Origin of the sequence: Pseudomonas sp. WS 5027, assembly GCF_012985695.1 — a bacterium.
GTDB lineage: Bacteria > Pseudomonadota > Gammaproteobacteria > Pseudomonadales > Pseudomonadaceae > Aquipseudomonas > Aquipseudomonas hygromyciniae.
Window position 1 is genome coordinate 148,563 of sequence record NZ_JAAQWU010000011.1, and the last position, 19,702, is coordinate 168,264.

20 protein-coding genes are annotated in these 19,702 nt (G+C 61.0%); 10 read left to right on the plus strand and 10 right to left on the minus strand.

Annotation, left to right across the window (positions count from 1 at the left end; translation table 11 throughout):
* Nucleotides 1–49 precede the first annotated feature (49 nt).
* The 3 genes from HBO09_RS15295 (at nucleotide 50) to HBO09_RS15305 (ending at nucleotide 3,279) form a co-directional block, all read left to right on the plus strand.
* Nucleotides 50–1,126, plus strand: coding sequence for a DUF748 domain-containing protein (locus tag HBO09_RS15295; RefSeq protein WP_169993450.1), 1,077 nt, complete (start codon nucleotides 50–52; stop codon nucleotides 1,124–1,126).
* A gap of 117 nt (nucleotides 1,127–1,243) precedes the next feature.
* Nucleotides 1,244–2,089, plus strand: coding sequence for a MoxR family ATPase (locus tag HBO09_RS15300; RefSeq protein WP_003189627.1), 846 nt, complete (start codon nucleotides 1,244–1,246; stop codon nucleotides 2,087–2,089).
* Nucleotides 2,090–2,100: 11 nt separating this feature from the next.
* Nucleotides 2,101–3,279 (plus strand): VWA domain-containing protein, encoded by a 1,179-nt coding sequence (locus HBO09_RS15305; RefSeq protein ID WP_057441266.1) that lies wholly within the window; start codon nucleotides 2,101–2,103, stop codon nucleotides 3,277–3,279.
* Between the two features lie 137 nt (nucleotides 3,280–3,416).
* On the opposite strand, the gene HBO09_RS15310 is transcribed toward HBO09_RS15305, so the two are convergent.
* From HBO09_RS15310 to HBO09_RS15320, 3 genes are read right to left on the minus strand one after another with little or no spacing between them, the layout of a single operon-like run.
* Entirely contained in the window at nucleotides 3,417–4,331 is a 915-nt protein-coding gene (locus HBO09_RS15310) for a biotin-dependent carboxyltransferase family protein (protein WP_169993452.1), read from the minus strand.
* Complete coding sequence (locus HBO09_RS15315; protein WP_169993454.1) at nucleotides 4,328–5,032, minus strand: allophanate hydrolase subunit 1; 705 nt, start codon at nucleotides 5,030–5,032, stop codon at nucleotides 4,328–4,330. The genes HBO09_RS15310 and HBO09_RS15315 overlap by 4 nt, the downstream gene beginning before the upstream one ends.
* The gene (locus tag HBO09_RS15320; RefSeq protein WP_169993456.1) at nucleotides 5,029–5,772 is read right to left on the minus strand and encodes a 5-oxoprolinase subunit PxpA; all 744 of its coding nucleotides are present in this window, start codon (nucleotides 5,770–5,772) and stop codon (nucleotides 5,029–5,031) included. Before HBO09_RS15320 ends, HBO09_RS15315 begins: the two co-directional genes overlap by 4 nt.
* 178 nt (nucleotides 5,773–5,950) lie before the next feature.
* Here HBO09_RS15320 and HBO09_RS15325 point away from each other — a divergent pair, with 178 nt between their 5' ends.
* Entirely contained in the window at nucleotides 5,951–6,889 is a 939-nt protein-coding gene (locus tag HBO09_RS15325; protein ID WP_169993458.1) for a LysR family transcriptional regulator, read from the plus strand.
* A 268-nt stretch (nucleotides 6,890–7,157) separates the two neighbouring features.
* On the opposite strand, the gene HBO09_RS15330 is transcribed toward HBO09_RS15325, so the two are convergent.
* Genes HBO09_RS15330 through HBO09_RS15340 form a run of 3 tightly spaced genes read right to left on the minus strand, consistent with a single transcriptional unit; the run spans nucleotide 7,158 to nucleotide 8,983 of the window.
* Nucleotides 7,158–7,700, minus strand: coding sequence for a DUF2937 family protein (locus HBO09_RS15330; RefSeq protein ID WP_029292341.1), 543 nt, complete (start codon nucleotides 7,698–7,700; stop codon nucleotides 7,158–7,160).
* An 11-nt stretch (nucleotides 7,701–7,711) separates the two neighbouring features.
* A complete protein-coding gene (locus tag HBO09_RS15335) occupies nucleotides 7,712–8,488 on the minus strand; it encodes a class II glutamine amidotransferase (RefSeq protein WP_029292340.1) in 777 nt (258 codons plus the stop codon).
* Between the two features lie 30 nt (nucleotides 8,489–8,518).
* Complete coding sequence (locus tag HBO09_RS15340; RefSeq protein WP_262381238.1) at nucleotides 8,519–8,983, minus strand: MFS transporter; 465 nt, start codon at nucleotides 8,981–8,983, stop codon at nucleotides 8,519–8,521.
* Nucleotides 8,984–9,073: 90 nt separating this feature from the next.
* On the opposite strand from HBO09_RS15340, the gene HBO09_RS15345 reads away from it, so the two are divergent.
* Complete coding sequence (locus HBO09_RS15345) at nucleotides 9,074–11,128, plus strand: S9 family peptidase (protein ID WP_169993460.1); 2,055 nt, start codon at nucleotides 9,074–9,076, stop codon at nucleotides 11,126–11,128.
* On the opposite strand, the gene HBO09_RS15350 is transcribed toward HBO09_RS15345, so the two are convergent.
* On the minus strand, nucleotides 11,125–11,415 hold the full coding sequence (locus HBO09_RS15350; protein ID WP_169993462.1) for a hypothetical protein: 291 nt from the start codon (nucleotides 11,413–11,415) through the stop codon (nucleotides 11,125–11,127). The two genes, HBO09_RS15345 and HBO09_RS15350, sit on opposite strands and share 4 nt — an antisense overlap.
* Before the next feature lie 81 nt (nucleotides 11,416–11,496).
* Here HBO09_RS15350 and HBO09_RS15355 point away from each other — a divergent pair, with 81 nt between their 5' ends.
* From HBO09_RS15355 to HBO09_RS15370, 4 genes are all read left to right on the plus strand, one after another.
* The gene (locus tag HBO09_RS15355) at nucleotides 11,497–12,183 is read left to right on the plus strand and encodes a hypothetical protein (protein ID WP_070995103.1); all 687 of its coding nucleotides are present in this window, start codon (nucleotides 11,497–11,499) and stop codon (nucleotides 12,181–12,183) included.
* Between the two features lie 71 nt (nucleotides 12,184–12,254).
* Nucleotides 12,255–12,629, plus strand: a complete 375-nt coding sequence (locus tag HBO09_RS15360) for a YajD family HNH nuclease (protein WP_003210675.1) — start codon at nucleotides 12,255–12,257, stop codon at nucleotides 12,627–12,629.
* A gap of 232 nt (nucleotides 12,630–12,861) precedes the next feature.
* The gene (locus HBO09_RS15365; RefSeq protein WP_003210674.1) at nucleotides 12,862–13,329 is read left to right on the plus strand and encodes an RNA methyltransferase; all 468 of its coding nucleotides are present in this window, start codon (nucleotides 12,862–12,864) and stop codon (nucleotides 13,327–13,329) included.
* Nucleotides 13,330–13,398: 69 nt separating this feature from the next.
* Nucleotides 13,399–13,740 (plus strand): DUF2892 domain-containing protein, encoded by a 342-nt coding sequence (locus HBO09_RS15370; protein ID WP_169993464.1) that lies wholly within the window; start codon nucleotides 13,399–13,401, stop codon nucleotides 13,738–13,740.
* 109 nt (nucleotides 13,741–13,849) lie between these two features.
* On the opposite strand, the gene HBO09_RS15375 is transcribed toward HBO09_RS15370, so the two are convergent.
* Nucleotides 13,850–15,082, minus strand: coding sequence for a hypothetical protein (locus HBO09_RS15375; protein WP_169993466.1), 1,233 nt, complete (start codon nucleotides 15,080–15,082; stop codon nucleotides 13,850–13,852).
* A 12-nt stretch (nucleotides 15,083–15,094) separates the two neighbouring features.
* The gene (locus HBO09_RS15380; protein WP_029292333.1) at nucleotides 15,095–15,544 is read right to left on the minus strand and encodes a YcgN family cysteine cluster protein; all 450 of its coding nucleotides are present in this window, start codon (nucleotides 15,542–15,544) and stop codon (nucleotides 15,095–15,097) included.
* A gap of 153 nt (nucleotides 15,545–15,697) precedes the next feature.
* On the opposite strand from HBO09_RS15380, the gene HBO09_RS15385 reads away from it, so the two are divergent.
* Nucleotides 15,698–16,297: a nitroreductase family protein gene (locus HBO09_RS15385; protein WP_169993468.1), complete on the plus strand. Its 600-nt coding sequence runs from the start codon at nucleotides 15,698–15,700 to the stop codon at nucleotides 16,295–16,297.
* A 23-nt stretch (nucleotides 16,298–16,320) separates the two neighbouring features.
* Here HBO09_RS15385 and HBO09_RS15390 read toward each other — a convergent pair whose 3' ends face one another.
* A complete protein-coding gene (locus tag HBO09_RS15390; RefSeq protein WP_169993470.1) occupies nucleotides 16,321–19,632 on the minus strand; it encodes a hypothetical protein in 3,312 nt (1,103 codons plus the stop codon).
* Between the last annotated feature and the right edge of the window lie 70 nt (nucleotides 19,633–19,702).

Consider the following 19,702-nt stretch of genomic DNA (forward strand, 5'->3'; position numbering starts at 1 on the left):
GTTGCCGCTGCCTGCGTAGTCAACCGCCTATACACAGGGAGGAAAACCTATGAAGCGTCGCTACAGTTGGCCGATATGGACGGTCGCCGGGCTGGTGGTCGTGCTGGTGGCACTGGATATCGCCCTGCCCTACCTGGTGCGCAACTACCTCAACGACAAACTCGCCGATATGGGCGACTACCGTGGCCAGGTGACTGATGTGGACCTGGCGCTGTGGCGCGGCGCGTACCGGATCAATGGCCTGCAGATCGTCAAAGTCGATGGCAAGGTGCCCGTACCGTTCGTCAAGGCCCCGGTGATCGATCTGTCGGTCAGCTGGCATTCCTTATGGTACGACCATGCGGTGGTGGCCGAAGTGCAGTTCGTCAAGCCAGAACTCAACTTCGTCGACGGCGGCCCCAACAAACAGGCGTCCCAGACCGGTCGCGGCACGGACTGGCGGGCACAGCTGGGCAAACTGCTGCCCATTACCCTCAACGAAGTGCGCATCGACGACGGCAAGATCGCCTTCCACAACTTCAATTCAAAGCCGCCGGTCAATATCGGCGCCACCCAGGTCAACGCCAGCCTCTATAACCTGACCAATGTGGTGGACGTCGAAGGCAAGCGCGATGCCCGCTTCGACGGCAAGGCCCTGTTGCTGGGGCATGCGCCGCTGGAATCCAGCGCGACCTTCGACCCGCTGAGCAATTTCGAAGACTTCGAGTTCCGCTTTCGCGCCCGTGATATCCAGCTCAAGCGCATGAACGACTTCGCCTCGGCCTATGGCAAATTCGACTTCAATGCCGGCACCGGCGACGTGGTCATCGAGGCCCAGGCCGAAAAAGCCCAACTGACCGGTTATATCAAGCCACTGCTGCGGGACGTGGAAGTCTTCGACTGGCAGCAGGATGTGGAGAACAAGGACAAGGGGATTTTCCGCTCGATCTGGGAAGCCGTGGTCGGCGCCAGCGAAACCGTGTTGAAGAACCAGAGCAAAAACCAGTTCGCAACACGGGTCGAGCTCAGTGGCAGCGTGCACCAGCAAGATATCAGCGCGTTCCAGGCGTTTTTGCAGATTTTGCGCAATGGTTTTGTCCAGGCGTTCAATGCCCGCTACGAACAACCCAAGCCCAGCGCGAATTGACCCTGGTGTGACTGGTCATTCAGAGACTGAATAACCCGTCTGCGTTCACACTCACCGGGGCTGCGCGCTATAGTCGCAGGCATGCTGACTACCGGCGTCATGTTCGAGGATTGAGAAATGAAGTTCGAAGGCACCCAGGCCTACGTTGCCACCGATGACCTGAAACTGGCGGTCAACGCTGCCATCACATTGGAGCGCCCGCTGCTGGTCAAGGGCGAGCCGGGCACCGGTAAGACCATGCTCGCCGAACAACTGGCCGAATCGTTCGGGGCCCGCTTGATTACCTGGCACATCAAGTCCACCACCAAGGCGCACCAGGGCCTGTATGAATACGATGCGGTCAGCCGCCTGCGCGATTCGCAGTTGGGCGTGGACAAGGTCCATGACGTGCGCAACTACCTCAAGAAGGGCAAGCTGTGGGAGGCTTTCGAGTCCGAAGAGCGGGTGATCCTGCTGATCGACGAGATCGACAAAGCCGATATCGAATTCCCCAACGACCTGCTGCAAGAACTCGACAAGATGGAGTTCTACGTCTACGAAATCGACGAGACCATCAAGGCCAAGAAGCGCCCGATCATCATCATTACCTCCAACAACGAGAAAGAGCTGCCCGACGCGTTCCTGCGTCGCTGCTTCTTCCACTACATCGCCTTCCCCGACCGCACCACCCTGCAGAAAATCGTCGACGTGCACTACCCAGACATCAAGAAAGACCTGGTCAGCGAAGCGCTGGATGTGTTCTTCGACGTGCGCAAGGTGCCGGGCCTGAAGAAAAAACCCTCCACCTCCGAACTGGTGGACTGGCTCAAGCTGCTGATGGCCGACAATATCGGCGAAGCGGTACTGCGCGAGCGTGATCCGACCAAGGCCATCCCGCCACTGGCCGGCGCCCTGGTGAAAAACGAGCAGGATGTGCAACTGCTTGAGCGCCTGGCGTTCATGAGCCGTCGCGGCAATCGATAAGGGCTTTTGCCATGCTGCTCAACCTGTTCAATGAAATGCGTGCAGCCAAGGTGCCGGTCTCGGTGCGTGAACTGCTGGACCTGATCAACGCCCTGAAACAACGGGTGACCTTCGCCGACATGGACGAGTTCTATTACTTGTCCCGGGCGATCCTGGTGAAGGACGAGCGCCATTTCGACAAGTTCGATCGTGCCTTCGGCGCCTACTTCAACGGCCTGGAAAAACTCGACGATCACTTGCAGGCGCTGATTCCCGAAGACTGGCTGCGCAAGGAGTTCGAGCGTTCGCTGAGCGATGAAGAGCGCGCGCAGATCCAATCTTTGGGCGGCCTGGACAAGCTGATCGAAGAGTTCAAAAAACGCCTGGAAGAACAAAAGGAACGCCACGCCGGCGGCAACAAATGGATTGGTACCGGCGGCACCAGCCCGTTCGGCTCCGGCGGCTTCAACCCCGAGGGCATTCGCGTGGGCGATGCCGGCAAGCGCCAAGGCAAGGCGGTCAAGGTCTGGGACCAACGCGAGTACAAGAACCTCGATGATTCGGTAGAACTGGGCACCCGCAATATCAAGGTGGCCCTGCGCCGCCTGCGCAAATTCGCGCGCCAGGGTGCGGCCGAAGAGCTGGATATCGACGGCACCATCGACCACACCGCCCGCGACGCCGGCCTGCTGAATATCCAGATGCGTCCGGAGCGACGCAACACGGTCAAGTTGCTGTTGCTGTTCGACATCGGCGGATCGATGGATGCCCACGTCAAGACCTGCGAGGAGCTGTTTTCGGCCTGCAAGACCGAGTTCAAGCACCTGGAGTACTTCTACTTCCACAACTTCATTTATGAATCCGTGTGGAAGAACAACATGCGCCGCACTTCCGAGCGCACCTCCACCCAGGACCTGCTGCACAAGTACGGCGCCGACTACAAGGTGATCTTTATCGGCGACGCGGCCATGGCACCTTACGAAATCACCCAGGCCGGTGGCAGCGTGGAGCACTGGAACGAAGAGCCGGGGTACGTGTGGATGCAGCGGTTCATGGAGAAGTACAAGAAGCTGATCTGGATTAACCCGTATCCGAAAGATACCTGGGGCTATACCTCATCGACCAACATCGTGCGGGATTTGATTGAGGACCAGATGTATCCGCTGACCTTGCGCGGGTTGGAAGAAGGGATGCGTTTTCTTTCCAAATAAATCATTTTCTGCCTGGATGCAGATCCAAATGTGGGAGCGGGCTTGCTCGCGATAGCGGTGTATCAGTCAGTACAACAGTGACTGACCCACTGCTATCGCGAGCAAGCCCGCTCCCACATTTGGTTTTGCAGTGTTCTCTAGGGCGTCGCAAATCGCTGCAAATACTTGAGATGCTCGCGATGCGCCGTCTCCTGCATCACCGGCGCCAACCGCACTTTCTCCCCCGGCAGGCATTGCGCCAGGCGCGCCAATGACAACGGCGTCAACGCGCCCAATCGCGGATAGCCGCCAATGGTCTGGCGGTCATTGAGCAACACAATCGGCTGCCCATCCGGCGGTACCTGGATCGCGCCCAATGGGATGCCTTCGGAGATCAGCGACGCTCCCTGATACGCCAGCGGCGTGCCCAGCAAGCGCATGCCCATGCGATCGGCGCGGCTGTCCAGGGCCCATTCGGTGTTAAACGCATCGAACAGGCTCTGGCCGCTGAACTGGCCGATCTGCGCACCGAGAATCACGTCCAGGGGCGACGCTGGGTGCAATTGCTCCACAGGCAACTCACGCAAATGACTGCTCGTGCCGCAATAGGCAAGCGTAGCGCCTTCAGCCAGGGCCCGGCCAAACCCGTCCAATCCGCCCAAGGCCTCGCGTCCGACGCTGGCACAACTGCCCAGCACCTTGGGCGCATCAAAACCTCCCGGCGCCGCCAGGTAAGCCCGCGCACCACGGCGTGGTTGGGTGAAGCGCAAACGCTGGCCTTTTTGCAGAATGAAACTGCGGCCCGGGCTGATGGCGCGCTCGTCGATAAACGCTCCCAGGTCCGCGCCCGCCAGGGCCAGCACACAATAGTCCTCAGCCAGCACGGTAAAACCGCCCAGGGTGATTTCCACCACCGGCGCATCCAGCGGGTTGCCCAGCAGCCAGTTGGCCCAGGACATCGATACCCAATCCAGCGCGCCGCCCTGGGTCACGCCCAAATGCCGCACACCAAAACGCCCGGCGTCCTGCAACAGGCACAGCGCGGTGCTGGCCTCGATCAACAAGCGGCTCATGCCTGGGCCTCCAAGGGCGTGTCATCGCCACCCAGGTTGATAAATTCAGCGCGGCCGATGGCTTCGAAACGCACACTGTCGCCTGGCTGCATGAGGCTGTAGCCATCGCGCTCGCGGTCGAACAGTTTGGCCGGGGTGCGGCCGATCAGGTTCCAGCCCCCAGGGGACTCCACTGGATAGGCTGCGGTCTGCCGCTCGGCGATGCCGACGCTGCCCGGCGCCACGCGTTTGCGCGGGGTGTTCAGGCGTGGCGCGGCGAGCTGTTCTTCCACCAGGCCCATAAAGGCAAAACCGGGGGCAAAACCGAGGGCGAAGACCTGGTATTGATGCTGGCTGTGGTGGCGAATCACCTCGCTGACCGCAAGCCCGCTGCGCTGGGCGAGCAAGGTCAGTTCAGGGCCGACGCTCAGGTCGTACCACACCGGCAACACGTGACAGTGCCCGCTGCCCTGGGCCTGTGGCTGCAGGTCGGTAAGCGCCTGATCGATCAACTCCCGGGCCTGTGTGGGATTCAGCGCCAGCAGGTCGTAATGCACCATCAAGGTCGTGTAGGAAGGCACCAGGTCCACCAGCGCCACGCCAAAACCCTCGCGCAGCCGGCGCGTGGCGGCAAGCATCCAGGGCATGTTGTCTTCGGCGATCACATCAAACAGGCGCACCATCAGGCAATCAATGGCGACTACTTCAATCCGTGGCTTCATGGTGGCGTCAACGCCTGGCGAATGCGCTGCACCGCTGCCACCGAACTGGCGTTATCGCCATGCACACAGAGGGTGTCGGCCTGCAACAGCAAGGGGCTGCCATCGCTGGCGACCAGGGTTTCACCACGGGCAATGGTCAGGGCCTGCTGGAGGATGACCTGCGCATCGTGATGCACCGCGCCCGGCAACTGGCGCGAGACCAGGTGCCCGGCGTTGTCGTAGGCGCGGTCGGCAAAGGCTTCGAACCACAGGGTCACGCCATACTCATCACCCAGTGCCTGGGCGGCGCGGTTGTCACGGGTGGCCATGAGCATCAACGGCAGGCTGGCGTCGTACGCCGCCACGGCCTGGATCACCGCGCGCAGCTGTGCAGGCTTGGCCATCATGTCGTTGTACATCGCGCCATGGGGCTTGACGTAGCTGACCCGACCACCCTGGGCCCGGCAGATACCGTCGAGGGCTCCGATCTGGTAATGCAGCAGGTCCTGGATTTCCTCAGGCGCATACGCCATGGAGCGGCGGCCAAAGCCTGCCAGGTCCTGATAGGCCGGGTGCGCACCGATCTGCACGCCATGCTGCAATGCCAGGGCGACGGTCTTGCGCATGATGCCTGGGTCGCCGGCATGGAAGCCGCAGGCAATGTTGGCGCAATCGATAAATGGCATGACCTCGGCATCCAGACCCATGGTCCAGGCGCCAAAACTTTCGCCGATGTCGCAATTCAATAGCAGGCGGCTCACGGTGAGGACTCCTGTAGGCTTTATTTTTTTGTAGTGTGGGATCTTTTACCAAGATCCCGCAACGATGTTGTCCTGAGCCCCGACGACGCTTATCGTGAGACAGCCCGATTTTTGGCGCGCAGCCCCTGTTGCGTCCAACTAATAAAAACCGATCCATGCATAAGAAAAAGTTGATCCCATGAATTTGAAGTTCCTCGAAACCTTCGTCTGGGTAGCCCGGCTCAAGAGCTTCCGGCTGACCGCAGAGAAGCTGTTCACCACCCAGGCCTCGATCTCCAGCCGCATTGCGGTACTGGAAAGCGAGCTGGGGGTGAAACTGTTCCTGCGGGACTCGCGAGGTGTGAGCCTGACCCCGGATGGGATGAAGGTGCTCGATTATGCCGAGCAGATGATGGTCACCATGCAGGGGCTCAAGCAGTCGCTGGAAACCACCAGCAGCAAGGTCGGACGCATCCGCATCGGCGCGATGGACACGGTGATCCATACCTGGCTCAGCCCGTTGGTGACCGAACTGATGAACCACTTCCCCCTGGTGGAAATCGAGTTGGTCGCCGATACCGCACTGAACCTCTGCGATCAGCTGCAAAAAGGCTTTCTCGATCTGATCCTGCAAACCGACCTGCTACGCCAGGAATCGGTGCGCAGCCTGGAGCTGGCCAGCCACCCCATGGGCTGGATCGTCGCCAACCATTCCATCTACAACCGCGACTACGCCTCCCTCGCCGAGCTGGCCCAGGAGCGGATCATCACCTATTCGAAAAACTCCCACCCGCACCAGGACGTGTTGAGCCTGATGCAGGCCCATGGCGTGGCGGCGCCGCGCATGAACTGTGTGAACTCGGTGTCGGCCATCACCCGCTTGCTACGCGACGGCTTCGGTATCGGCGCGTTGCCGCCGGTGCTGGTCAGCGAAGAGTTGGCGCGGGGCGAATTGGTCATGCTGCCGATGGCGCAGCGCTTGCCGAACCTACAGGTGGTGGTGTCGTGGCGGGTGGGCGTGGAGTTGGTGGAGGAGATTGTTGCGTTGTGCCAGAGCGTCGTGGCGCGGTATGCCGAGGACGTGGGTGAAGAGCGCATGGTGCTCAGCCACCTACCCTCGCTGAAGAAACCCGATTGAACCGGCGGGAGCTGGCTTACCTGTGAACCGCAGCATTTTTGCCGCAACGCGTAAATCCAAGCAGATAGGGCTGTTGTGGCGAGCGGGCTTGTCGGAACGCCGCATCGCCCGCGCTGGGCTGCGAAGCAGCCCTAAACCCGGCCATTGCGGTTTATCTGAAGAAACGCGGCGGGCTTATTGGGGCTGCTACGCAGCCCAGCGCGGGGCAAGCCCGCTCGCCACAAGGGTGCAAGCCAGTGCCTACACTAGCCCCATTCCACATTTGGATTTACAAACCCTTGAGGTCCCGCTCTTCAATCGGGCGGCTCTGGCGCAGACGCTTGCCACCCAGTACCACCCAGTCGATCAAGCGGAACAGGCATTCCAGGCCGAACGACAACAGCATCGCCCCGCCCAGGCCCCAGCCCATGGCTTCGGGTGTCAGGAGAATCTGGTAGCTGTAGCCATTCCAGGTTTCCTTGCGGATATCCGGGTCGGCGGCCACTGCCACCTGCAAGGCGCGGATGTACCACGGCCCCTGCATGGCCTGGAATTGCTTGTCTAGCGCGACCTGGCGATCGAGCAAGGTACCAAGGCTGTTGGCATCGCTGCGGAACACCGGATCCTCACTGGCGCGGTAATGCGCCACCAATGCCTGCAAATCGCCATTGAAAAACTGCTGCGCGGTGCTTTCAAAACCGCGCAGACCGGTCTGGGCCTCGATCAAATGGGCTTCGACGCGCTTGGCGTAATCGTTGATAAACCCCGGGACTTGCACCCCGACCAACAAGCCGATGGCAAACAACACCAGGCGTAGATAGCTGAGCAACATAATCGACGTCCTTATGCGGTTGTACCCTGGCGCACGCATTCGCCGCGCCGCCACAGGCTCCACTGGCCCGGTTCGTAGCGGGTCCAGGTCTCGTTTTCGGTCAAGGGTTCGGTGGCAATCACCGTCACCACATCGTTTGGCGTGGTTTCGGCCTGAAAGTCGACGATCACGTCGACATCTTTCAGGCGCGCAGGGCCAAAGGGCGCGCGACGGGTGATCTGTGCCAGTTTGGTCGAGCAGTAGCAGAACAGCCAATCACCATCACTGAGCAGGCAGTTGAACACGCCTTTACTGCGGTATTCGGCGCAGGCGGCGATCAGGTCCGGCAGCACCTGTTCGATATCCACCGGCTCGGGAAACGCCTCACGAATACGGTTGAGCAGGTCACAGAACGCCGCTTCGCTGTCGGTATCGCCCACCGGCCGGTAAAACGTGGCCTGGGGCGTGAAGTCGGCGAGTTGGCCGTTATGGGCAAAACACCAGTTGCGCCCCCACAGTTCGCGCACGAACGGATGGGTGTTGGACAGGCTCACCTTGCCGACGTTGGCTTGGCGGATATGGCCAATCACCACTTCACTCTTGATGGGATAACGCTGCACCAGCAGCGCCACCTCAGACTCGCTGCTGGCAGCCGGGTCCTGGAACAAGCGCAGGCCACGGCCTTCATAGAAAGCAATGCCCCAGCCATCGCGATGCGGCCCGGTGCGCCCACCGCGCTGCATCAGCCCGGTGAAGCTGAATACGATATCGGTCGGTACGTTGGCACTCATGCCCAATAATTCACACATGCCAGGACTCTCGATGCAGGGCTTACAACGTTAAAGACGCGGCTCGACCCGCATGCCACTGACAGGGGCCGGCGCACGGCCATAGGGTTCGTCGTCTTCAGGCTCGGCTGCGAGCGCTGCTGCAGCGGCGGCCTTGTGCTCACGACGAGCCTTGGCGGCACGCTCGATGGGCCAGCGGATCAGCACAAAGACCAGGTACAGGCCAAAGGCGATCATGGCGTACATCAGCAAATCGGACACCGCCCGCCAGGCGTTATTGCCCACTTTGAGCAACAGATCCAGGGCGGTGATGGCCACGGCCGGGGCAAACTGCTCCTTGACCGGGTCGACAATGGTCGGGCTCAACAGCAGCACCGCCATCAGCAACCGCAGCGGTTCGCGCAGCCAGCGCCAGATCCAGCGGGTCAGGCGAAACCACACCAGCAGGCAGCCCAAAGCGGCGAAGGCGTAGAGGCCCCAAGCGGTCAGATAGTCGTTCTCGGTCATGGTGTCCATGGCAAGGTAGGCAAACAGGCCCGTATGATAACGGCTTTTCCGTGCCACGGCTGCAATGCCGTCGGCCCACTGCCAGACAGAGAGTGATCCATGCCTCCATCGACCCACATCACTGCCGCCCCGATTGCCCGCAGCGCCCCAGGCCAGGACCCGTATGCCTGGTTGCAGGAACGCGACAGCAGCGAGGTGCTCGACTACCTCAAGGCCGAAAATGCCTGGCAAGAGGCACAGCTCGATGATCAAAAAGAGCTGCGCGAAACGCTGTTTCAAGAGATCAAGGGGCGCATCCTCGAGACCGATCTGTCACTGCCCTCGCCCTGGGGGCCATATCTGTACTACACGCGCACCACCGCCGGTGACGAATACCCACGCCACTACCGCTGCCCGCGCCCGGCCGATGACAGTCAGCAGATCGATGAAAGTGCCGAAGAATTGCTGCTAGACCCGAATGTGCTGGCCAATGGCGGGTTTTTCTCCCTCGGTGCCTTCAGCATCAGCCCGGACCATAAGCGCCTGGCCTACAGCCTGGATACCAATGGCGAAGAGATCTACACCCTGTACGTGAAGGAGTTGTCTTCAGGAAAGGTCAGCGAACTGACGTTCGAAAATTGCGACGGCAGCATGACCTGGGCCAACGACAGCCTGACGCTGTTCTTCGGCGAACTGGACGACACCCATCGCCCACACAAGCTGTATCGCTATCGCCTGGACGGTACCGCTGCCGAAGAGGTGTTCCATGAGCCCGATGGCCGCTTCTTCCTGCATTGCTACCGCTCCAGTTCCGAGCGCCAACTGCTCCTGGCCCTGGGCAGCAAGACCACCAGTGAAATCTGGGCCCTGGACGCCGAACAGCCGCAACAACCGTTTGCCTGCCTGGCGCCACGGGTTGAAGGCCATGAATACGATGTCGACCACGGCAAGCTGGACGACCAGTGGACCTGGTTTATCCGCAGCAACCGCGACGGCATCAACTTTGCGCTGTTCCAGGCGGCGGACAACGGCAGCGTGCCCAGCGAGGAGCAGTGGCACAACCTGATTGCCCACGATGACGCGGTCATGCTCGATGGCGTGACCCTCAATGCCCGTGCCATGACCCTGAGCCTGCGCATCGGCGGCCTGCCAGTGATCGACGTGCACCCACAAGGTCTGCCGAGCTATCGCGTGGAGCTGCCAGACGCTGCCTACAGCCTGTATGTACAAAACAGCCTGGAGTTCGACAGCGACAAGATCCGCCTGCGTTACGAAGCGCTGAACCGCCCGGCGCAGGTTCGTCAGTTGGAACTGGCCAGCGGCGCACAGCAGGTGCTCAAGCAAACCCCGGTGTTGGGTGAGTTCAACGCTGACGACTATGTCAGCCAGCGGCTGTGGGCGACGTCTGCCGATGGTACCCAGGTGCCGATCAGCCTGGTGGTCAAGCGCGATCAGGTGGGCCAGCCAACGCCGCTGTACCTGTATGGCTACGGTGCCTACGGTTCAAGCCTGGACCCGTGGTTCTCCCATGCACGCTTGAGCCTGCTGGACCGGGGCGTGGCGTTTGCCATTGCCCACGTGCGTGGCGGCGGCGAGCTGGGCGAAGCCTGGTACCGCGCCGGCAAGCAGGAGCACAAGCAAAACACCTTCAGCGACTTTATTGCCTGTGCCGAACACTTGATCGCCCAAGGCCTGACCACTTCCAAGCAACTGGCCATCAGCGGCGGCAGCGCCGGCGGGCTGTTGATCGGTGCCGTGCTCAACCAGCGCCCGGAACTGTTCCAGGCGGCGATTGCCGAAGTGCCCTTTGTCGATGTGCTCAACACCATGCTCGACCCGGACCTGCCACTGACCATCACTGAATATGACGAGTGGGGTAACCCACAGGAACCCGAGGTGTACACGCGGATAAAGGCTTATGCGCCGTACGAAAACGTCAGCGCCCAGGCCTACCCGGCGATGCTGGTGATCGCCGGCTATAACGACAGCCGCGTGCAGTACTGGGAAGCCGCCAAATGGGTGGCCAAGTTGCGCGCCACCAAGACCGACGACAACCTGCTGCTGCTCAAGACCGAGCTGGGGGCCGGCCATGGCGGCATGAGCGGGCGCTACCAGGGCTTGCGTGATGTCGCCCTGGAATACGCCTTTGTGTTCAAGGCCCTGGGGTTGGTTTAAGAACCCGCCGCCGGTGGCTTCGGCTTGCTGTCGTTTTGCTGCAAGCCGGGCAAGGTCTGGTCCTTGGGCGGCTTGGGCATTTCAATCGGCGGCAACAACGGCGCCCCGGTCCCTTGTGGCTTGGGCGCTGTCGGCGGTGTGACTTGCGGATAGGGGGTCGGCGTTGCAGTACCCGGTGCACCCGTGGTGGTCGCCGGTGTGTTCGGCACGGGTTGCAACTGCTGGGCGTGTGCGGCACCCAATGTGAGCACACTCCCTACAATGACCGCTAGAATGCTGCACTTCATCGATGGCTCCATGGCCTGACTGTTAATCAGTCCCAAGGCTACTCCCAACCGCGCAAGAATGCCCTTCCCAATGAGATTTCCATGAAACGTTTCGTGCTGCTCGACACCACCCCCATCCCCGACAACGGCGGCGCCCTGTGCCTGTTCGAGTACGGCGAGGATTTTGTGATCAAGATCCAGGGTGGTGACGGCGGGCAATTGATGAACACCCGCATGCACGGTTCCGAAGACGCCCTGGCAGAAATCCCCTGTCGCAAAGTTGCCGGGCGCCCCGGCTCGCGGGTATTGATTGGCGGTCTGGGCATGGGGTTCACCCTGGCCTCGGCGCTCAAGCACCTGGGCAAGACGGCGCAAGTGGTCGTGGCAGAATTGGTGCCGGGCGTAGTGGAATGGAATCGCGGCCCTCTTGGAGAAAAATCCGGCAACCCGTTGCAGGATCCGCGCACCGTGATCCGCCTGGAAGACGTGGCCAAAGTCCTGCAAGCCGAGCCCCAGGGCTTTGATGCGATCATGCTCGACGTCGACAACGGCCCCGAAGGTCTGACGCAAAAAGCCAACAGCTGGCTGTACTCCGCCGGCGGCCTCAGCGCCTGCGCCAAGGCCCTGCGCCCCAAGGGCGTGCTGGCTGTGTGGTCGGCCAGCGCCGACAAGCAGTTCAGCGACAAGCTGCGCAAGGCCGGCTTCAAGGCCGAAGAAGTGCAAGTCTTTGCCCATGGCAACAAGGGCACCCGGCATACCATCTGGATTGCCGAGAAGCTCAAGGGCTGAGGCAAATTGCCAGGCGAGCAGCTAGAATCAACGTCACCCGTGACCTATCCAATAAATGAACAGGAGCCATGATGAGCTCGACCAACCCGCCCTCCCACACCGCCAAGCTGGACCGCATCCTCGCCGATGCCCAGCGCGACCGGGAAATGGGCTACCGCGACAAAGCCCTGAAAATGTACCCCCACGTGTGTGGCCGCTGCGCCCGTGAATTCGCTGGCAAGCGCCTCAGCGAACTGACCGTGCACCACCGCAACCACAACCATGACGACAATCCCCAGGACGGTTCCAACTGGGAATTGCTCTGCCTGTATTGCCACGACAACGAGCACTCGCGCTATACCGACCAACAGTACTTCGGCGAAGGCTCCACCAGCAGTCCGACCATTGCCAAGGCAACGCACAACCCGTTTGCGGCGCTGGCGGGGTTGATGAAGAAGGACGACTGATTGTGGCGAGGGGGCTTGCCGGGACGCCGTATCGCCCCCGCTGGGCTGCGCAGCAGCCCCAATCAGGCAGAATGGGGTGTATCAGGCACTCCTTGGGGGATGGTTTTAGGGCTGCTGCGCAGCCCAGCGGGGGACAAGCCCCCTCGCCACAATATAAGCGCCTCCAGCCATTTAAAGCCCTCCCACAGCAATCCCCGTATAATCGCGGTTTTTCTCGAAGGCACCCTCTCCCGTGGGCAATAAACGCTACAGCTGCATCGGTCTGTACAACCCCAAATCCCCCGAAAACGTCGGCTCAGTCATGCGTGCCGCGGGCTGCTATGGGGTGGCTTCGGTGTTCTACACCGGTAAGCGTTATGAGCGGGCCCGGGACTTTATTACCGACACCAAGAAGGTCCACCACGATATCCCGCTGATCGGCATCGACGATCTGAAGAAAATCCTGCCCCTGGGCTGCATCCCGGTCGCCGTGGAACTGGTAGAGGGCGCCCGGCCGCTGCCGGAATACACCCATCCTGATCGGGCGCTGTATATCTTCGGCCCCGAAGACGGCTCCCTCGACAAAGAGATCCGCGACTGGTGCGAAGACGTGATCTACATTCCGACCACCGGCTGCATGAACCTGGCGGCCACCGTCAATGTGGTGCTCTACGACCGCCTGGCCAAGGGCAATAACACCCGTTCGGGGCCCAAGTACTGAGTTTTTGGGAACATCCTTGAACTGCCGACAGTCAGTTGCATATCAATGGCCCTTTGTTGGAGACAGACCATGAGCGACAGCAGAACCCTCAACCCTGTGATTGAATCGACGCCGTTCCAGACCCAGCCGACCCAGAACGTCCAGGGCTGGGAGCGCATTGGCTCCCTGGCCGGTGGCGTGGTGATGATGGGCAAGGGCATTCGCCGGGGCGGTTTTTTCGGCCTGATCCAGGTGGCGATTGGCGGCGTGGCATTGGCGCGCGGGATCAGCGGCCATAGCTCGGCCAAGTCGCTGCTGGAAAAAAGCCGTCAGGATATGAATAGTGTGCGGACCAAGATCGAGCGCGCCGGCGAGGAGTTGAAGAACCTCAAGACCCGGGCTGAAGTGGCTGCCGAGAAAACCACCGGCTGACCCCCAATCAAACTGTGGGAGCTGGCTTGCCAGCGATAGCATCACCTCGGTGTATCTGATCGGCCGAGGTGCCTGCATCGCTGGCAAGCCAGCGCCTACACGGGCCCGGTCAGTGCAGCAGCTTGCTGTCGAGCACCACTGAAGACTCGCCGATCACGCTTTCCGCCAACTGTACAAACTCCTTGGTACTGATGCTGTCCAGGCGCATCAGCGCCTGTGTCAGGTCATCCAGCGAACGCTTGTTATGGGTTTTCAGGCGAATTTCCCGATCCAGCTCCTGCAACACCACCACCGACCGCGCCACCGTGGCACCGCTGACGTGCTCGCCGCGTAACGTGGTCACGCCCTTGCCGTCCTTGCTCAAGCGGGACTGGATCGCCGCGTAACGCTCATCGCTGATTCCCCCCGCACGCCGCAGCAGCTCGATGGCGTAATACTCCGAAAGCCCTTCACTGATCCAGTCGCTGCCCTGATGGTCGTTGAACCGGCCGATGGCTTGCACCACTTCACGAATCAATGGGCTGCTGCCGTTCTCGCTGACCAGCGGCGTGCGACTACTGAGGTACACCGAGTCGCGTCCGGCGAAGGCGCCACGGCGCATTGGGTCGCTGGCGCCCACCACCAGCAGCTTGGCCGGGTGTCTTGGAAACGCCGCTTGTACCTGAGGCCAGACGAACGTCAGTAACGTCAGCACATCCATACGCCGCATGGCCTGCCCCTTGGGCGAGGTCACGGTGATTTCGGTTTCGCCCAGGCGCACCCGGCGGCTGCCCAGGTTGCCGGCGAGCATCCAGCCGGTAGGCCGGTCGAACAGGCGGGACACATTGTCGATACGGAATTTGTGCTTGCCGATCCGCGGCCAGGGCGTCTCGACGCTTTTCCACCCCGCCGGCAGTTCGAAGGTCAGCCGCGACACCAGTTCCACGCCGTCCTGCTGATCAAGACGGGCCGCCGGCACCAGGTCCTCGCCGCGAAACAGCGCCCAACCGGGGGTCATGCGCGATTCGTAGATGCCGGCCTTGCGCGCATGGCTCAAGCGCACGCGGTAGGTCAGGCTAGCCTTGTCGGCGCCCGGCTGCCACAGGCCACGGCTGGCCCCCGCGTCTGGCCTGACCTGCCACTGGCCGTCGGCCTTGAAGTCGCTGTAGTCACCGTCGCGTCCCAAATCGAAGTCCAGGCTGCGTACCGCCGAGCCCTGGGACAGGCTCAAACGGACTTCGGCCTGATCGCTCTGGGGCAACAGTTTGACGTGATAATCGAGGTCGACTTTTTTCGCCGACCACGCCGACGCACTCAACCCCAACAACAGCAGGCTCACCGCCAGTTTGGCTTGGACCGTCATACGCTCTCCTTTTCAGCCTGCGCGGAAAATCAGGTAATCCTCCCAATCATCCTCGGGCACGCTGCCTTCACTGAGCATGCGGCCGGACTGGGAAATGCGTTCATGGTGCACGGCATCGCGATCACCGCAGACCAAGTGGTGCCAGAGCGGCAGGTCCTTGCGCTCACTCACCAGACGATAGCCGCAGGTCGGCGGCAGCCATTTGAACTGATCAGCCTGGCCCGGCGTGAGCTGGATGCAGTCGGGCACCGAGTCACGACGGTTAGGGTAGTCGGTGCACTGGCAGGTTTTCAGATCCAGCAGTTTGCAGGCGATACGCGTGTAATAGACGCTGTTGTCGTCTTCATCTTCGAGCTTTTGCAGGCAGCACAGGCCACAGCCGTCGCACAGCGACTCCCATTCCTCCTGGTCGAGGTGCTCAAGGGTTTTGCGTATCCAGAAAGGTTCGACTTTGGCGGCCATGGCTCTACATCAGTTTCAGTATGTTAAAAGGCCGCCAGTCTAGTGCCCAAGCCCCCTGGGGCCAAGCGCTTACGACTGCCGGTAGGGCAAGACTTGTCAGGTACACAGCGGCGCAGTAGTTTTGAAGGCCGCTTTTTTCATCAGGATGCGCTTATGAGCACTCAAGCACGCGTTGCCGATTATCCGATCCACCCGCAATTCACCGAACGTTGGTCGCCGCGTGCGTTTACCGGGGAAAGCATCCCGGAGCAAACCCTGCTGAGTTTCTTCGAGGCCGCGCGCTGGGCGCCTTCGGCTTACAACTCGCAGCCTTGGCGCTTTCTCTATGCCCGTCGCGATACGCCGGATTGGCAGCGCTTTCTTGGCCTGCTCAATGAATTCAACCGTGGCTGGGCGCAACATGCGTCGGCCCTGGTGATCGTCGCGTCAAAAACCCACTTCGCCGTACCTGGCGCCAGCGAAGAGACACCGGCCCTCTGGCACACCTTTGACACCGGCTCAGCCTGGGGCCACCTGGCGCTGCAAGCCAGCATCAGCGGCTGGCATACCCATGGCATGGCCGGCTTCGATCAGGAACTGACTCGCAAGGAACTGAAGATCCCCGAGGGTTATGCACTGCATGCGGCGATCGCCGTGGGCAAGCTGGGGGACAAGGCGACCCTGGCCGACTACCTGCAGGCCCGGGAAGCCCCGAGCCCACGGCGCCCTTTGAGCGAGCTGGTTTCAGCCGGCGATTTCACGCACCACGATTGATCGCACCGGCAGTTGCTGAAGGGTCAGTCCCTACGCCTCTCGACAAGAGCGGCGTAGGCGTGGCGCAGTTCCTGTTTTAGCCGGTTGTAGGTGCTGGCTACCGGCCCGACGACATGCTCGCCCATCATGGCATCCATATCCACCGGGTAGACTTTGTTGTCTTTGGCGCTGTACATGAAGTTCTTCAGTTGCAAGTCATTGTGATAAAGATCCTTGGCCTCCATCTTCGCGATGGCCTCATCGAGTAACGAGCCAGCGGTTGGTGGCAGGCTGCCTTGGGGCATATGCGCCAGGTCCACGCCATCGATCTTGCCCATTTTTATGTATTTGTGCCCGTCTTCAAAAATCGTCGTGGCAAACCCCTCGCCGTAAAAGATGTTCAAACACTCGGTCTCCCTGTCTTGAAAACCGGCAGGAGGCTTGAATGAGGTAGTGCCCAGGTCTTTATAGACACTTTTGCCATCAAGGCTCTCGTAGACGATGCCCTCCCCGCCCTGACCTATCACAGGCCCCAGGTCGTCCTTGACCGAAGGTAGGTTGCCGCCCCGAATCCCCAGGCGTTGCCACTGATCACCCTGGACATGCTGGACCAGCAGTGGCGTCTGGCGATTATTGTGATAGATCCGTGCCTGGACGGCCCCGTCTTCAGTGCGGGTGACCTGGCGAACTTCATAGACTGCGGCTTCACCGTTGTGGTCAACATGGCGGATGTAGGAAGAATGGCCGTCGGCCGTGGTATAGACACCCCGACTATTGCCTGAGAGCCCGTCGATGATCGATGGCGCCACCTTGAATTCGGCCAACACCTTATTGCTCAACTGCGCGCCTGACTCAGCGCCTGCCAGGGCAAGCATGCCCTTCGTTGCCTTCGTGCCGGGGGTAAAGCCTTCGAGCGGGGTCCCGTAGGCGCGCATTTTGTCGACGTCAAAGGCATACCATTTGCCGTTCTGCAGGACAGCACCGGTCTCAATGCGCTGGCCCGCGACCGTCAGGGAGCCCGTTGCCGCCGCATCGTACTGCCGGCTGGCGACCTTCAACAGATCATAGCTGCCGTTCGCCCCCTTGAGCTTATTGACAGCGAGTACCCCTTTGGCAAACAGCAAGCGCCCGCCTTTGCTCGCCAACAGCGTGCCCCCCACCGCCAGGTCACCCAAACCGCCCAGGGGATTGAATGCATTGACAAGGGTGGTGCCGATGATTTTGGCGCCGCGCAAAACCTTGGTGGCGCTGCTGGCTGTACTGGAAATCAACCTGCCGAGCTTGCCACTGGCCGCCGCCCCGGCAGTGAGAAACCCAAAGATATCCAGCACCAGGTCAAAAGCACCCTCGCGGTAGTTGCCTTGCTGAAAGTTGACGATGGCCGAGCGCAATGGAATCAGGTTCAGCAGGAACTGCTCGACCGGAGCCGCCCTGCCCATTTGCTCATCCAGCGTCGTGCGCCCCCTGGCCTGCTCCTTGATCTGGGGATCATCAAGTTCAAGATGCTGAACGAAGGCATCAGCGATACGTTGGGTACGGCTGGTCGAAAAACTCTGGGGGACCAACGCGCTCTGTGGACGGGGTTCACGCAAGCCCTGCACGTCATCGCCACGGGGTGTGAACACCTTGGTTTCAGATACCCGATTGGCCACACGCAAGCTTTGGACCTGGGCCTTGGCAAGGTCGACCGGTTCAATCCGGCCTTTGCCCAAATCGATTTCATAGGCTGTCGAAACACCGTCTCGCTCAGCCCTTACCAGCAGCGTATGCACTTTTGGCCCAGGTAGGGTGGTGGTGAAATCCAGCCCCAGGGTGTGGGACGACGCCTGATAGAAAGTCAGTGCGCCATATTCAAGGTTCTTGCGGTGCTCCAGTGGCAACTGAGCAATCAGTTGTCGGACCGTGGTGTGCAATGCGCTCTTTTTTTCCTCGATCGCCTCTGCAAATTGCTGATCGAACGCAGGGCCCACATCGAACCGTGGATTCGCATTCAACTGCGCCAGAGGAATTCGGCTATCACTTGAGTAAAACGGTGCCGGGTTGGCCAGATCCATCATGGCAATGTCCAGCAACGAATGGCGGCCCACCAATCGAACTTGCTCACCGGTCCCGAGCCGCCCGTTGGTCGAGATGAGTTTCTCTTCGAACAGCGCTCCCAAGTCCCCAAACCGCTCGATGAGCCGGGCCCTGGCGATATCCTTACGTGTCGGGATCTCTTTATCCAATGACTCAGAGGCACGCAGCCGTGTGCTCTGCCATTGATTGAAGGTGGTTCGGAGCGAATCCAGTGCCTCAGGGGTGTACTGCTGATCGTCTGTGTTTTCGAGCACTCCGTTGACGATGCCCCAATCGATCAACGCGTGTTTCTGCGCGTGTTCGGTGATGGCCGGATTATGCCGCGCGGCACTTTGAGCGCTGGACATGACCTGTGCAAAGGTCATGTTCGCTACCTTCCCAGGCGAACGGGCTTCAATCGTCGCCGCCGCGATCGACAGGCTGAGCCAGGCCGGACTGCCGTAGGTCACGCTCGCGGGAATCTCCTTGATCAGAAACTCCGGCGCCGTTTTTGCCAGTAACAGATAGGCCCCGACCCCGGCCATTTCAGGGCTGGTTTTTGCGCGACTGATCAGGTGCTCACGCAGCCCGTCGACAACCGCGCCAGCCGGTTGGCCCCAGTGGCGCGTGTGCGCCAGATCGTAACCGGCGACCTTGTTGCGATGGGGTTGGGGATCAAGCATCAGGTGCAGGGCTGTGAGCGCGAATTCATTGACACTGGTGTCCGTCGCAAGGCCCTGCAGCTGGTTTTGCATGGCCAGCCCCAGCGCTTGAGCGCGTGCAGAGCCGATCAACGATTCCAGGGTCTTGACCGGGTCACGCAACTGTTCGTCAGACAGTGCCAAATCGCCCTTCAGGTGTTCCAGAACCCCTGGGGTCAAGCGGGTGTCACGGTAATAGGTCACGGCTGCGCCCAGAAGCTTTTGCTGGGTGCCGGCACTCATGGGAATGGGCCAGGACAGTCCGCCGGCAAAGTCGGCCAAGGGGTGTTCCAGGACTTTATGGTTCAACGCACTGGCCAGTGCGTCGAGGTGAAAGTGCGTGACGGGCATGTGCAGGCCCCGGTCCCTGATGAAAGAGGCCAAGGTGACAGCGGCACCGTCTTGGCGCAGAGACGAGGAGTCGGGGTGCAGGTCCACTGGAGTGGAGGCCAGTGCCGCCTGGATCGCCGGTGCCGTGGCACGGTCCCCCAGGCGTAGGGCGATGGCGTTGAGTTGTTGCGCGACGGCACGCAGGTTCTGTCTCTCGCCCAGGGCGGCCTTGAGCGCGGTGCTGGGCGGTGCGGCCCGTTTGACACGCACGGGTCCCGCAGGCTGGAGGAGCACCGGCACGGTGCCTGAAGGGGGTTGGGAGAATTGCCTGGTTACAGCA

Bases quoted from the DNA above. Each gene is read 5' to 3' on its own strand.
- HBO09_RS15295 (WP_169993450.1), top strand. From the start codon at position 50: ATGAAGCGTCGCTACAGTTGGCCGATATGGACGGTCGCCGGGCTGGTG.
- HBO09_RS15300 (WP_003189627.1), top strand. From the start codon at position 1,244: ATGAAGTTCGAAGGCACCCAGGCCTACGTTGCCACCGATGACCTGAAA.
- HBO09_RS15305 (WP_057441266.1), top strand. From the start codon at position 2,101: ATGCTGCTCAACCTGTTCAATGAAATGCGTGCAGCCAAGGTGCCGGTC.
- HBO09_RS15310 (WP_169993452.1), bottom strand. From the start codon at position 4,331: ATGAGCCGCTTGTTGATCGAGGCCAGCACCGCGCTGTGCCTGTTGCAG.
- HBO09_RS15315 (WP_169993454.1), bottom strand. From the start codon at position 5,032: ATGAAGCCACGGATTGAAGTAGTCGCCATTGATTGCCTGATGGTGCGC.
- HBO09_RS15325 (WP_169993458.1), top strand. From the start codon at position 5,951: ATGAATTTGAAGTTCCTCGAAACCTTCGTCTGGGTAGCCCGGCTCAAG.
- HBO09_RS15330 (WP_029292341.1), bottom strand. From the start codon at position 7,700: ATGTTGCTCAGCTATCTACGCCTGGTGTTGTTTGCCATCGGCTTGTTG.
- HBO09_RS15335 (WP_029292340.1), bottom strand. From the start codon at position 8,488: ATGTGTGAATTATTGGGCATGAGTGCCAACGTACCGACCGATATCGTA.
- HBO09_RS15340 (WP_262381238.1), bottom strand. From the start codon at position 8,983: ATGGACACCATGACCGAGAACGACTATCTGACCGCTTGGGGCCTCTAC.
- HBO09_RS15345 (WP_169993460.1), top strand. From the start codon at position 9,074: ATGCCTCCATCGACCCACATCACTGCCGCCCCGATTGCCCGCAGCGCC.
- HBO09_RS15350 (WP_169993462.1), bottom strand. From the start codon at position 11,415: ATGAAGTGCAGCATTCTAGCGGTCATTGTAGGGAGTGTGCTCACATTG.
- HBO09_RS15355 (WP_070995103.1), top strand. From the start codon at position 11,497: ATGAAACGTTTCGTGCTGCTCGACACCACCCCCATCCCCGACAACGGC.
- HBO09_RS15360 (WP_003210675.1), top strand. From the start codon at position 12,255: ATGAGCTCGACCAACCCGCCCTCCCACACCGCCAAGCTGGACCGCATC.
- HBO09_RS15370 (WP_169993464.1), top strand. From the start codon at position 13,399: ATGAGCGACAGCAGAACCCTCAACCCTGTGATTGAATCGACGCCGTTC.
- HBO09_RS15375 (WP_169993466.1), bottom strand. From the start codon at position 15,082: ATGACGGTCCAAGCCAAACTGGCGGTGAGCCTGCTGTTGTTGGGGTTG.
- HBO09_RS15380 (WP_029292333.1), bottom strand. From the start codon at position 15,544: ATGGCCGCCAAAGTCGAACCTTTCTGGATACGCAAAACCCTTGAGCAC.
- HBO09_RS15385 (WP_169993468.1), top strand. From the start codon at position 15,698: ATGAGCACTCAAGCACGCGTTGCCGATTATCCGATCCACCCGCAATTC.